10 protein-coding genes are annotated in these 12,849 nt (G+C 72.7%); 2 read left to right on the forward strand and 8 right to left on the reverse strand.

Going from position 1 to position 12,849, the window contains the following annotated elements:
* Positions 1-3: 3 nt before the first annotated feature.
* The 8 genes from ftsW to rsmH are packed head-to-tail and all read right to left on the reverse strand — an operon-like array spanning position 4 to position 10,759.
* The gene (gene ftsW / locus ABH937_RS20120; protein ID WP_370146022.1) at positions 4-1,368 is read right to left on the reverse strand and encodes a putative lipid II flippase FtsW; all 1,365 of its coding nucleotides are present in this window, start codon (positions 1,366-1,368) and stop codon (positions 4-6) included.
* 31 nt (positions 1,369-1,399) lie between these two features.
* On the reverse strand, positions 1,400-2,857 hold the full coding sequence (gene murD / locus ABH937_RS20125) for a UDP-N-acetylmuramoyl-L-alanine--D-glutamate ligase (protein WP_280687001.1): 1,458 nt from the start codon (positions 2,855-2,857) through the stop codon (positions 1,400-1,402).
* Positions 2,854-3,915 carry a phospho-N-acetylmuramoyl-pentapeptide-transferase gene (gene mraY / locus ABH937_RS20130; RefSeq protein ID WP_280687000.1) on the reverse strand — a complete coding sequence of 354 codons (1,062 nt, stop codon included), beginning with the start codon at positions 3,913-3,915 and terminating at the stop codon, positions 2,854-2,856. Before mraY ends, murD begins: the two co-directional genes overlap by 4 nt.
* Positions 3,912-5,315 (reverse strand): UDP-N-acetylmuramoyl-tripeptide--D-alanyl-D-alanine ligase, encoded by a 1,404-nt coding sequence (gene murF / locus ABH937_RS20135; RefSeq protein WP_280686999.1) that lies wholly within the window; start codon positions 5,313-5,315, stop codon positions 3,912-3,914. Before murF ends, mraY begins: the two co-directional genes overlap by 4 nt.
* Complete coding sequence (locus tag ABH937_RS20140) at positions 5,312-6,979, reverse strand: UDP-N-acetylmuramoyl-L-alanyl-D-glutamate--2,6-diaminopimelate ligase (RefSeq protein WP_370219001.1); 1,668 nt, start codon at positions 6,977-6,979, stop codon at positions 5,312-5,314. The genes murF and ABH937_RS20140 overlap by 4 nt, the downstream gene beginning before the upstream one ends.
* A 15-nt stretch (positions 6,980-6,994) precedes the next feature.
* Positions 6,995-9,094 carry a peptidoglycan D,D-transpeptidase FtsI family protein gene (locus ABH937_RS20145; protein WP_370219002.1) on the reverse strand — a complete coding sequence of 700 codons (2,100 nt, stop codon included), beginning with the start codon at positions 9,092-9,094 and terminating at the stop codon, positions 6,995-6,997.
* Positions 9,091-9,753 (reverse strand): septum formation initiator family protein, encoded by a 663-nt coding sequence (locus tag ABH937_RS20150; RefSeq protein ID WP_280686996.1) that lies wholly within the window; start codon positions 9,751-9,753, stop codon positions 9,091-9,093. The genes ABH937_RS20145 and ABH937_RS20150 overlap by 4 nt, the downstream gene beginning before the upstream one ends.
* 31 nt (positions 9,754-9,784) lie before the next feature.
* Positions 9,785-10,759: a 16S rRNA (cytosine(1402)-N(4))-methyltransferase RsmH gene (rsmH, locus tag ABH937_RS20155; RefSeq protein ID WP_280686995.1), complete on the reverse strand. Its 975-nt coding sequence runs from the start codon at positions 10,757-10,759 to the stop codon at positions 9,785-9,787.
* Between the two features lie 344 nt (positions 10,760-11,103).
* Here rsmH and ABH937_RS20160 point away from each other — a divergent pair, with 344 nt between their 5' ends.
* Together ABH937_RS20160 and ABH937_RS20165 are read left to right on the forward strand one after the other, a co-directional pair.
* Positions 11,104-11,646 carry a carbonic anhydrase gene (locus ABH937_RS20160; protein WP_280686994.1) on the forward strand — a complete coding sequence of 181 codons (543 nt, stop codon included), beginning with the start codon at positions 11,104-11,106 and terminating at the stop codon, positions 11,644-11,646.
* A gap of 213 nt (positions 11,647-11,859) precedes the next feature.
* Positions 11,860-12,849 carry a MoxR family ATPase gene (locus ABH937_RS20165; RefSeq protein WP_280687311.1) on the forward strand — a complete coding sequence of 330 codons (990 nt, stop codon included), beginning with the start codon at positions 11,860-11,862 and terminating at the stop codon, positions 12,847-12,849.

Below are 12,849 nucleotides of genomic sequence, written 5' to 3' on the forward strand. Positions count from 1 at the left end.
AAATCACCGCTCCCTGCGCGGCGGCCGGGCGGCCGGGCGCGCTGTGGTTCGTCGTGGCAGCACCCGGCGCAGACCTGTCCTGAACCGGGACTTCGAGCTCCGGGCGGCAAGTGCCGCCTTCGCCCCCGGGACGCTGCGAGCGAAGCAGAGCAGCATCCCGAGTGCGCACATGGCCGACAGCATGGCGGACCCGCCGTAGGAGAACAGCGGGAGGGGTACGCCCGCGATGGGCAGCAGTCCCAGCGCCGACCCCAGGTTGATCATGGCCTGGGCCATGATCCACGTGGTGGCGGCTCCCGCGGCATACCTGACGAAGGAGTCCTTCGTGCCGATGGCCACTCGGATACCCGCATACCCTAGTGCCGCGAAGAGACCGATCACTGACAGCGTCCCCACCAGACCGAGTTCCTCCCCGGTGGCGGCGAAGATGAAGTCGGTGTGTGCCTCGGGCAGCTGGCCCCATTTCTCGTAGCCGGCGCCCAGTCCGGTCCCGAACAGCCCGCCCAGACCGAAGGCGTAGAGGCCGTGCAGGGCCTGGAAGCAGTCGTGCGCCGCGTCCGGCTTGGTGGTGCCGATGCAGGCCAGCCGGTCCAGCCGGTGCGGCACGGTGATGATCAGCGCGGTGCAGGCGACCACGGCGATGCCCAGGGTGGCCACGAAGAGCCGCAGCGGGGCGCCGACCATCCAGAGCAGCGCGAAGACCATGGCGACCAGGATCATCGAGGTCCCCATGTCGCCGCCGAGCATGATCAGCAGCAGCAGCAGGAGGGCGCCCGGCACCAGCGGCACCAGCAGGTGCTTCCACTGGGTCAGGGTGCCGGCCTTCTGCTTGCGGGCCAGCAGGTCGGCCCCCCAGAGCAGCAGCGCCAGTTTGGCGAACTCCGAGGGCTGGACCTGGAAGAAGCCGAAGTTCAGCCAGTTCCGGTTGCCGTTGACGGTCATCCCGATGCCGGGGATGGCGACCAGCACCATGGCCCCGATCGAGCCGAGCAGCACCGGGTAGGCCAGCACCCGGTGCACGGCCACCGGCACCCTGGCGGCGGCCACCAGCAGCACCGAGCCGAGCAGCACCGCGACCAGCTGCTTGCGGAAGTAGAAGAGCCCCGGCAGGCCCTGGTGGATCGCGGTGATGTTGGAGGAGGAGAAGACCATGATCAGGCCGAGCACCAGCAGCAGCGAGGTCGAGCCGAGGATCAGGTAGTACGGCGTCAGCGGGCGGTTCAGGAACCAGCGCAGCCGCTCGCGCAGCGCGCGCAGCCGTCCGGTCAGGCCCTCGGTCTTGAAGACCGTGCTGGTCGCCGAGATCAGCGCCGGGGAGGGGCCGCGCTCCGGCGGCGCGGCCGTGTCCGCCTTGCCCTGACCCGCCACGCGTGCCTGCCCCTCTCCGATGTGCCCGGTTCTACTGCGTCAGCCCTCGCACCGCCTCGGCGAAGAGGTCGCCCCGCTCGCCGTAACTGGTGAACATGTCCATCGAGGCGCAGGCCGGGGCCAGCAGCACGGTATCGCCCGCCCGGGCGACTTGGGCGGCCACCCGTACCACCTCCGCCATCGCCGTCGCGCCAGTCTGGCCCTCGGCCGGCTCGATCACCTGTACATCCGGGGCGTGTCGCGCCAGCGCCTCGCGGATCAGCCCGCGGTCCTCGCCGATCAGCACCGCGGCGCGCAGCCGGCTCGCAGCGCCCTTGACCAGCTCGTCGAAGGTGGCGCCCTTGGCCAGGCCGCCGGCGATCCACACGATCGGCTGATAGGCCGCCAGCGAGGCGGCCGCGGCGTGGGTGTTGGTCGCCTTGGAGTCGTCAACGTAGCTGACCGAGTCGACCTCGGCGACCAGCGCGATCCGGTGCGCGTCGGGGCGGAAGGCCCGCAGGCCGTCGCGCACCGCCTTGGCGTCCACCCCGTAGGCCCGGGCCAGCGCGGCGGCGGCCAGGGCGTTGGCGATGTTGTGCGGGGCCGGCGGGTTCACGTCGGACACCGCGCCGAGTTCGGCCGCGTTCTTGGCCCGGTCGGGGACGAAGGCGCGGTCCACCAGCAGGCCCTCCACCACGCCGAGCTGGGAGAGCCCGGGGGTGCCGAGGCCGAAGCCGATCGCCCGGCAGCCCTCCTCGACGTCGGCCTCGCGGACCAGCTCCTCGGTGGCCGGGTCGGCCAGGTTGTAGACGCAGGCCACCTGGTTGCCCTGGAAGATCCGGCCCTTGTCGGCGGCGTAGGCCGCCATCGAGCCGTGCCAGTCCAGGTGGTCGGGCGCCAGGTTGAGCACGGCCGCCGAGTGCGGGCGCAGCGAGGGCGCCCAGTGCAGCTGGTAGCTGGAGAGCTCGACGGCGAGCACGTCGTACGGGCGCTCGCCGGTGCCGGCAGCGTCGTCGAAACCCGCGAGGACGGCGTCCAGCACCGAGACCCCGACGTTGCCGACGGCGGCGGTGTGCTTGCCGGCCGCGGTGAGGATCGAGGCCAGCATCTGGACCGTGGTGGTCTTGCCGTTGGTGCCGGTGACGGCCAGCCAGGGGGCCGGCTCGCCGGTGCCGGGCAGCGGCTCGCGCAGCTGCCAGGCGAGTTCGACGTCGCCCCAGATCGGCAGCCCGGCCGCCTCGGCGGCGGCGAACAGCGGGCTGCTGGGCGGCCAGCCGGGCGAGGTGACGACCAGCCGGGTCCCCTCGGGAAGCGTGTCACCGTCCCCGAGACGCACCTCAATGCCCGTCAGCTCGGCCGCCCGGTCCCGCAGGACCGGGCTGTCGCCGCCGTCCACCACGGTGACCTCGGCGCCCAGCCGGTGCAGCACCCGGGCGGCGCTGATCCCGGAGACGCCCAGGCCCGCGACCACGACCGGCAGGCCGGGCCAGGCGACGGCGTCGGTGCTCACTGGCTCACCCAGCCCGCGTAGAAGATGCCGAGGCCGACGGCCACGCAGAGGCCCTGGATGATCCAGAAGCGGACCACGATCAGCACTTCGCTCCAGCCCTTGAGCTCGAAGTGGTGCTGCAGCGGCGCCATCTTGAAGACCCGTTTGCCGGTCAGCCGGAACGAGCCGACCTGGATGATCACCGACAGGGTGATGATCACGAAGAGGCCGCCGAGCAGCGGCAGCAGCAGCTCGGTGCGCGAGCAGATCGCCAGACCGGCGAGCGCGCCGCCGAGCGCCAGCGAACCGGTGTCGCCCATGAAGATCTTGGCCGGCGAGGTGTTCCACCACAGGAAGCCGAAGCACGAGCCCATCAGCGCCGAGGCCACCACCGCCAGGTCCAGCGGGTCGCGGACCTCGAAGCAGTTGGCGGTCGCGGTCACGAACCGGTCGCAGGACTGGCCGTACTGCCAGACGCCGATGAAGACGTAGGCGCCGAAGACCATCACCGAGGCGCCGGTGGCCAGGCCGTCCAGACCGTCCGTCAGGTTCACGCCGTTCGACATGCCGGCGATCATGAAGTAGGCCCACATGACGAACAGCACGGGGCCGATCGACCAGCTGAAGTCCTGGATGAAGGACAGGTGGGTGGAGGCCGGGGTCAGCCCGCGCGGGTCGTGGAACTGCAGCGACAGGATCGCGAAGGCCAGGCCCACGAAGGACTGCCCGAGCAGCTTCGCCTTGGCCCGCAGGCCCAGCGAGCGCTGCTTGACCACCTTGATGTAGTCGTCCAGGAAGCCGACCAGGCCCAGGCCCGACATCAGGAAGAGCACCAACAGGCCCGAGGCGCGCGGCTGGTCGCCGGTGATCACCTTGGTCAGCGCGTAGGCGATCAGGGTGGCCAGGATGAACGCGATGCCACCCATGGTCGGCGTACCGCGCTTGCTGTGGTGCGCCTTGGGGCCGTCGTCGCGGATCATCTGGCCGTAGCCGTGCCGGGCCAGCACCCGGATCAGCGCGGGGGTGCCGAAGAGCGACAGCACCAGGCCGATCAGTCCGGAGTAGAGAATCTGCTTCACCGCGTGGCACCGTCCGCCAACAGGGCCTGTGCGACCCGCTCCAGGCCCACCGAGCGACTGGCCTTCACCAACACCACGTCCCCTGGCCGCAGCTGACCGCGCAGCAGCTCGACCGCCGCGTCCGCGTCGGACACCAGCACCGACTCCTCACCCCACGAACCTTCGTTCCTCGCGCCCAGTTCCATGCAGGCCGCTTCGCGTCCGCCCACCGCCACCAGCTTGGTGACGTCCAGTCGAACCACGAGCCGCCCGATGGCGTCGTGCTCGTCGAGGCTCTCCTCGCCGAGCTCCCGCATCTCGCCGAGCACCGCCCAGGTGCGGCGGCGCTCCGGGCCACGGCCGCCCATCGTGGCGAGCGCGCGCAGCGCGGCCCGCATGGACTCCGGGTTCGCGTTGTAGGCGTCGTTCACGACGGTGACACCGTCGGCCCGGTCGACGACCTCCATGCGCCAGCGGGACAGCGCACCCGCCTCGCCCAGGGCGGTGGCGGTGTCGTCGACGGACAGTCCGAGCTCCATCGCCACCGCTGCGGCGGCGAGGGCGTTCGAGACGTGGTGCTCACCGTACAGGCGCAGTTGGACGTGCGCGGAACCGGCCAGGGTGGTCAGCGTGAACGATGGACGGCCGGTGGAGTCGAGGCGAACGTCCTGTGCGCGGACATCGGCGCCCGCGCTCTCCCCGAAGGTCACCACCTTGGCCCGGGTGCGTCCGGCCATCGCGCGCACCAGCGGGTCGTCGGCGTTCAGGATCGCGGTGCCGTCCGCGCCCAGCGACTCGACCAGCTCGCCCTTGGCCTCGGCGATGCCCTCCTTGGAGCCGAACTCGCCCAGGTGCGCGCTGCCGACGTTGAGCACCAGGCCGATGCCGGGCCGGGCCAGCGAGCAGAGGTAGGCGATGTCGCCCTTGTGCCGGGCGCCCATCTCCAGCACCAGGTGGCGGGTGTCCGGCTCGACCCTGGTGGCGGTCATCGGGAAGCCCAGCTCGTTGTTGAGCGAGCCTTCGGTGTAGACGGTCGGGCCCAGCCGGGTCAGCAGCTGCGCGATCAGGTCCTTGGTGCTGGTCTTGCCGACCGAGCCGGTCAGCGCCACCACCGCGGCCTCGGTCCGCTCGGCCACCGCCTGGGCGAGCCGGCCCATCGCGACCTGGACATCGGCGACCAGCACCGCCGGCACGCCGACCGGGCGCTCGGCGAGCACCGCCACCGCGCCGGCCGCCACGGCCCGCTCGGCGTAGTCGTGCCCGTCCACCTGCTCGCCACGGAAGGCCGCGAAGAGGCCGCCGGAGGCCACCTTGCGCGAGTCGATCGCCAGCGGGCCGGTCACCAGCGCCTGCGGGTCGGCGCCGTCGGCCGGCTTCCCGTCGGTCACGGCGGCCACCTCGGCCAGGGTCAGTGCGATCACGGCTGCTCCACTCCTCGGTCGGGATGCCGGCGCGTGATGGCCGCGCGCAGCACTTCCCGGTCGTCGAACGGGCGGACCTCGCCCTTCACGTACTGGCCGAGCTCGTGGCCCTTGCCGGCCACCAGGACGGTGTCGCCGGCGTGTGCGCGGGCCACCGCCGCGGCGATCGCCGCGGCCCGGTCCGGCACCACCAGCACGTCGCCGCGCTCGTCCTCGGGGACCTCGACCGCGCCGCCGAGCATGCTGGCCAGGATCGCCAGGGCGTCCTCCGAGCGCGGGTTGTCGCTGGTCAGCACGGCGGTGTCGGCGAGCCGGGCGGCGCTGGCCCCCATCGGGCCGCGCTTGAACGGATCGCGGTCGCCGCCGCAGCCGACCACCACGTGCAGCCGGCCCTTGGTGACCTCGCGCAGCGACTCCAGGACGGCCCGCAGCGCGTCCGGCTTGTGCGCGTAGTCGACCACCGCGACGAAGTCCTGACCGGCGTCCACCCGCTCCAGCCGCCCGGGCACGCCCGGCACCGCGGCCACCCCCGCCACCGCCTCGGCCAGCGGCAGCCCGGCGGTGACCAGGGCGGTGATCGCGGCCAGCGCGTTGGAGACGTTGAACGGGCCGGGCAGCGGCACCGAGGCGTCCGCCTGGCGGCCGTCGGGGCCCAGCACCCGGAAGGTCGAGCCGATCGGGCCCAGCTGCACGTCCACCGCCCGCCAGTCGGCGTCGGCGGCGCCCTTGGCGGAGAAGGTGGTGACCGGGATCGCGGCCTCGGCGGCCAGCCGGCGCCCGTAGGCGTCGTCCAGGTTGACCACTGCGACCCGGCTGCGGCCCACCTCGAACAGCCGTGCCTTGGCCGCGAAGTAGTCCTCCATGTCCGGGTGGAAGTCGAGGTGCTCCGGCGTCAGGTTGTTGAAGACCGCGACGTCGTACTGGACGCCGTCGGCCCGGCCGAAGACCAGCGCGTGGCTGGAGACCTCCATCACCACCGCGTCGGCGCCGCGCTCGCGCATCACCGCGAGGATCGCGTGCAGCTCGGTGGCCTCGGGGGTGGTGCGCTCGCTCTTGATCCGCTCGGTGCCGACCCGCATCTCCACCGTGCCGATCACCCCGGGCGTACGGGCCGCGCCGCGCAGGCCGCCCTCCACCAGGTAGGAGGTGGTGGTCTTGCCGTTGGTGCCGGTGATCCCGATGGTCAGCAGTGCCCGCGACGGGTCGCCGTAGATCCGGGCCGCCAGCGCGCCCATGAAGGCGCGCGGGCTCGGGACCACCAGCAGCGGCACCGCGAGGCCGCCCGCCTGCTCGGCGCCCGCCGGGTCGGTGAGCACCGCCAGGGCCCCTGCGGCGGCGGCCTGGCCGGCGAACGCGGCGCCGTGGTGGTTGGCCCCGGCGAAGGCCACGTAGAGGTCGCCCGGACGGACCGCGCGCGAGTCGTGGGTGATCCCGGTGATCCCGGTCGCCGCGGCGCCCTCGGCCGCCGCGACACCCAGGATCTGGGCGAGCTCGGCGAGCGGGACGGGCGGCACCGCGCTCGGGCGGGGCGGGCTCACGCGGGTTTGGTCTGATTTCGGCACGGCGGGCAGGCTATCGGCCTCGGGGTGGAAGAAGCCAAGCGAGCCTTCCGCCGCCGCCTGGGGCGGGCGGGCCTCGGCACTCCCGGGTGTGACACGGTTCACAGCTGTGGCCATGGTTCAGGGCTTCCAGTCGACGGGCAGGTTGGGCGCCGCGCTGCCGCTCGGCGGCACCTGGAGGGTCTTCAGGGCGAACTCCATCACCTGCTTGAAGACCGGTCCGCACAGGGGGCCGCCGAAGTGGCCGTTGATCGGGTTCTGGATCGTGCAGGAGACCGTGAGCCGGGGCGCGTCGGCCGGCGCGAAGCCGATGAAGGAGGCGGTGTAGCCGTTGTACTTGCCGGTCCTGGGGTCCACTCGGTTGGCCGTGCCGGTCTTGCCGGCCACCCGGTAGCCGGGGATCTGGGCCGTGTTGCCGGTGCCCTGGTCGTCGGTGACCACCGACTCCAGCATCTGCTCCAGGGTCTTGGCCGTCTCCGGCTTGACCACCTGGGTCTGCGCGCCGGGCACGGCCGGGGTGTACCGGCCGTCCGGTCCGGTGATGCCCGCCACCAGGCTGGGCGCCACCCGCACCCCGCCGTTGGCGATGGTCGAGTACACCGAGGTGGCCTGCAGCGCGTTGACCGAAAGACCCTGGCCGAACGGGATGGTGTACTGCTGGGTGCCCTGCCAGGTCGCCGGGTTGGCCAGGATGCCGCGGGTCTCTCCCGGGAAGTTCAGGCCGCTGGGCTGGCCGATGCCGAACTTCTGCAGGTAGCCGCCGAGGATCCGGTTCGACTGCTGCTGGTCCTTGCCCAGGTGCTCGGCGGCCTCGATGGTGCCGATGTTGGAGGACTTGGCGAGCACCCCGTTCAAGGTCAGGTACCAGGTGTCGTGGTCGACGTCGTCGTGGAAGACCTGGCCGGCCCGGGTCAGCGTGCCGGGGACGGTCACGTGGGTGTCCCAGGTGGCGGCGCCGCTGTCCAGCACGGCGGCCATGGTCATCAGCTTGGCGGTGCTGCCCGGCTCGTAGGCGTCCTGCAGGGCCGGGTTGCCCAGCTCGTCCGGGCCGGCGGTGCTCAGGTCATTGGGGTTGAAGCCGGGCGAGGTGGCCATCGCCAGGATCTGACCGGTCTTCACGTCCTGGACGACCACGTAGCCCTTCTCCGCGCCGGCCGCGGTCACCTGGTCGGTGATGGCCCGCTGGGCGGCCCACTGGATGTCCGGATCGATCGTCAGCCGCACGTCGCTGCCGGGCACCGGGTCCTTCTCGGTGGTGCCGCCGCCGGTCGGGATCGGCTGGCTGCCGGAGACCGCGGAGGTGCGGTGGCCGTCCTGGCCCGCCAGCTGCTTCTGGTACTGCTGCTCCAGGCCGCCGGCCCCGGCGCCCTCGCCGTTCACGAAGCCGACCAGGTTGGCCGCCAGGCCGTCCGCCGGATAGACGCGGTTGGTGGTGTCCTGCGAGAAGACGCCCTCCAGCGGGTTGGCGCAGCTCTCGTCGATGGTGGTCCGGCCGCCCTGGCCGACGGGCTTGGCGGTGAGCGCCTTCTGGGCCCGGCAGGTCTTGGTGTCGACCTTCTTGGTGAGCGCGGTGCGCAGGTCCATGATCTGCTTGCGGATCTGCGGGGTCTGCCGGGGGGCCAGCGTGATGCCCCTGGTCTTGGCGCGCAGCTTGGCCGCCACCTTGTCCCGGGGCATGTTCAGGATCGGGGCCAGCAGGCCGGCGGCCTGATCGGGGCCGTCGGCGATGTGCAGCGCGTCCTGGGTGAACATGGTCGGGTCGGCGGTGATGTCGTAGGCGTCCACGGTGGTGGCCAGGGCCGTGCCGTCGGCGGACGTTATCGCGCCGCGGGTGGCGGGCAGCGCGACGTCGACGTAGCGGTAGGTGCTGGCGTCGGCGGCGAGCGTGCCCGCGTCGAACAGCTGGATCTGCATCAACCGGGCGGCGAAGAGCGAGAAGACCACCGCGAGCGAGATCAGCACCACCCGCAGCCGGCGCTTGGGGTCGGCGAGCTTGAGGCGGCGCGGCTGCGGACGGCTGCCGGGGCCCGGGCGCCTGGTGGCCGGGCGCTTGGCGGCCGGGCGGCTGCCGGGCGCGGCGGGCCGGCGGGTCGGCGGCTTGGCGGCGGCGGCCTTGCGGGGAGCCGGCTTGCGGGTGCCCTCGCCGGGCCCGCGCTGCTGCGGGGCAGCGGGGCGCGCGCGGCGCTCGCCGGGGTTCTGGGGGCGGCGTGGGGTGCTCATCGTGCGCTTCCGCTCGGGCTGCTGCTCGGGGTGGGAGTCGGGCTGGTGCGCTGGCCGGCGCTCGGCGAGGGACTGACCGGGTCGACCCGCAGCGCCCCCTCGGCAGTGGCCGGATCGGTCGATGGCTGGGCGGCGGACGGGCCGGCGGCGGGCGCGGGCGCGGCCGACGGGCTGGGCGCGGCGCCCGGCTGGGCGACGCCCGGCCACAGGTCGGCGCCCGAGCGCTTGACCGGCGGACTGTCCTTCGCGGCCGACGGGCTGCCCAGCACCTTGCCGTCGGCCAGCAGGAAGGCCGGGTCGCCTCCCGGCACCATGCCGAGCTGACGGGCCCGCTGCTCCAGCGCGTCGGGCGCGGCGGCATGGTCGATCTGCTGCTGCAGGCGCTGCTGCTGGTCCGTCAGCGTGGTGGTCTGGTTCTGCAGTTTCGTCAGCTCGAAGGAGCCCTCGTTCAGCGCGGTGTTCAGCATCAGCAGCCCGAGCAGCCCGAGCGCCAGCAGCAGCACCGTCAGCACCACGAACGGGGTGCGCCCGCGCCCGCCGCTCGATGGGCGCCCAGGGCGCACGGTGATCCGGGCCCGCCCCAGTTGCCCCGGCAGCAGCCTGCCCTCCTGGATGCCCTTCCCGGCCGCCTGCACCATGTTCTCCCGGTCCGCCCTCACGCTCTCGCCCGTTCGTCCCCCCGTACGGCAGCTAGCCCCGGGTTCCCGTACTGCGGATCCTCTCCGCCACCCGCAGCCGGACGGGAGCGGCGCGCCGGTTCTCCTCGATCTCCGCCTCGGTGGCCAGTTCGGCACCTCGGGTGATCAGCTTGAGCCAGGGCTGGTGCTCCTCGGGGATGAACGGCAGCCCGGGCGGCGCGGTGGTGGTGGCACCCGCCGCGAAGTACTGCTTCACCAGGCGGTCCTCCAGTGACTGGTAGGACATCACGGCGATCCGCCCGCCCAGCGCGAGCACCTCCAGCGCGTTCGGGATGGCCCGGTCCAGCACCTCCAGTTCGCCGTTGACCTCGATCCGCAGCGCCTGGAAGGTCCGCTTGGCCGGGTTGCCGCCGGTGCGCCGGGTGGCCGCCGGGATCGCGTTGCGTACCAACTCCACCAGACGCGCGCTGTTGCTGAACGGTTCCTTCTCGCGCTCCCGGAGGATGACCGAGGCGATCTTCCCGGCGAACCGCTCCTCGCCGTAGACCTTGAGGATCCGGGCCAGCTGGCCGTGTGTATAGGTGTTGAGCACCTCGGCCGCGCTCAGCCCGCGGGTCTGGTCCATCCGCATGTCCAGCGGGGCGTCCTGGGCGTAGGCGAAGCCGCGCTCGGCCTCGTCCAGCTGCATCGAGGAGACCCCGAGGTCGAAGAGCAGGCCCTGCACCCGGTCGATGCCGAGGTCGGCCAGCACCTCGGGGATCTCGTCGTAGACCGCGTGCACCAGGGTGGCGCGCTCGCCGAACGGCGCGAGCCGCTCGGCCGAGAGCCGCAGCGCCTGCGGGTCGCGGTCCACCGCGACCAGCCTGACCTCGGGGAACTGGGTGAGCAGCGCCTCGCTGTGGCCGCCGAGACCCAGCGTGGCGTCCACCACCACGGCGCCGGGAGTGCTGATCGCCGGGGCCAGGGCGTCCATGCAGCGTTGCAGCATGACCGGGACGTGCTTGGGTTCCGGTGTGCCAGTGGCCATGCGCGCGGGCGCCTTTCGGTAGCGGGAAGCCGCCCGCCGGCCTTCTCAGGGCGCCGGGAGCTGTGGTTTCGCCCCATTCTGGACCACGGTGCCGGCGAGCCCGGACGCCGCCCGGGGTCCCCGCCCGCTCACTGGGGGGAAGGGGTGCCGCCCGGCGCCGGGGAAGGTGCGTCAGGTGGCACGGGAGCGGGAGGAGGCCGCGGGCTGCGTACGGAGCGTCAGACTACCGGCCTGGTCCGCGCCGCCCGCGCGCGCCACGCGCGCCCTATGCGCTCCATCACACCGGTCCGGGTTATTCGTCACACGGCGACCATGACCGACAGATTCCTACTAACGTCATACCTATGACAGTGACCCCTGACCGGTCGTCCCCCGGCGATCCCACCGCCCCGGCCACTGAGACGATCATCGATCGCTTCGTCACCGCCAACCGCGTCTACGCCGAGACCTTCCGGGACGGCGGCATGGACGCGCGTCCGGTCCAGAAGGTCACCGTGGTGGCCTGCATGGACGCGCGGCTCGACCTGTTCGCCGCGCTCGGCCTGGACTTGGGCGACGCGCACGTGATCCGCAACGCCGGCGGCGTGGTCACCGACGACACCATCCGCTCGCTGACCATCAGCCAGCGCGCACTCGGCACCCGGTCGATCGCGCTGATCCACCACACCGGCTGCGGCCTGCTCGGCCTCACCGAGGACTTCCGCCACGAGCTGGAGCGGGAGGTCGGCCAGCGCCCGCAGTGGGCGGTGGAGTCCTTCCTCGACCTGGACGCCGACGTGCGCCAGTCGATGCAACGGGTGCGCACCTCGCCGTTCCTGCTGCACACGGACGACGTGCGCGGCTTCGTCTTCGACGTGCACACCGGCCTGCTCCGCGAGATCCACTGACCTCGCGGCTCGCCCCGCAACCGATCATGCGGGCCACGCGTCGCTCCTTCGGGTGACTTCTGGCCACCCCTCAGGGAAGAATGCGGCTGCGGCGGGTCCCGGACAGGTGGACCGGCACGGAGCGGGGCGAGGAGCGAACGGGTGACGACCTACAACGAGCAGACCGGCCTGGACCGGCACGGGGCCGACCCGCGGCCGGCGCGGCCGGTCGCGGTGCCACCGGTGGGTCTGCCCGAGCTGAGCGCAGTCATCGAGCGGGTCCGCGCCTCGGTGGAGAGCGTGATCGAGGGCAAGCCGGAGGCGGTACGCCTGGCGCTGACCGTGATGCTGGCCGAGGGCCACCTGCTGCTGGAGGACGTCCCCGGAGTCGGCAAGACCATGCTGGCCAAGGCGCTGGCCCGGTCGGTGGACTGCACCGTGCGCCGGATCCAGTTCACCCCCGACCTGCTGCCCTCCGACGTGACCGGCACCAACGTCTTCGACCAGCAGCGAATGGACTTCGAGTTCCGCCCCGGCGCGATCTTCGCGCAGATCGTGGTCGGCGACGAGATCAACCGCGCCTCGCCCAAGACCCAGTCGGCGCTGCTGGAGTCGATGGCGGAGCGTCAGGTGACCATCGACGGCACCACCTACGAGCTGCCCTCCCCGTTCATGGTGATCGCCACCCAGAACCCGGTGGAGATGGAGGGCACCTACCCGCTGCCCGAGGCGCAGCGCGACCGCTTCATGGCCCGCGTCTCGATCGGCTACCCGAGCCCGGACGCCGAGCTCGCGATGCTGGACTCGCACGGCGGCGCCTCCCCGCTGGACGACCTGCAGCCGGTCGCGCACGCGCACGACATCCTCAAGCTGATCGACGTGGTCCGCACCGTGCACGTGGCCGACAGCGTGCGCCGCTACGCGGTCGACCTGGTCGGCGCCACCCGCAACTCCCCCGAACTGCGCCTGGGCGCCTCGCCGCGAGCCACCCTGCACCTGGTCCGGGCCGCGCGCGCCGCCGCCGCGCTGGCCGGGCGCGAGTACGTGGTGCCCGACGACCTGCAGGCGCTGGCCGTGCCGGTCCTGGCACACCGTCTGCTGCCGACCGCGGAGGCCCAGCTGAGCCGCCGCAGCGCCGAACAGATCGTCGCCGAGCTGGTCCGCCGGGTGCCGATCCCCGGCCCGCAGGGCCCGCAGTACTCGGGCCCCGCACGGAGGGCCTGA

Origin of the sequence: Kitasatospora sp. GAS1066B (genome assembly GCF_041262605.1) — a bacterium.
Taxonomy (GTDB): domain Bacteria; phylum Actinomycetota; class Actinomycetes; order Streptomycetales; family Streptomycetaceae; genus Kitasatospora.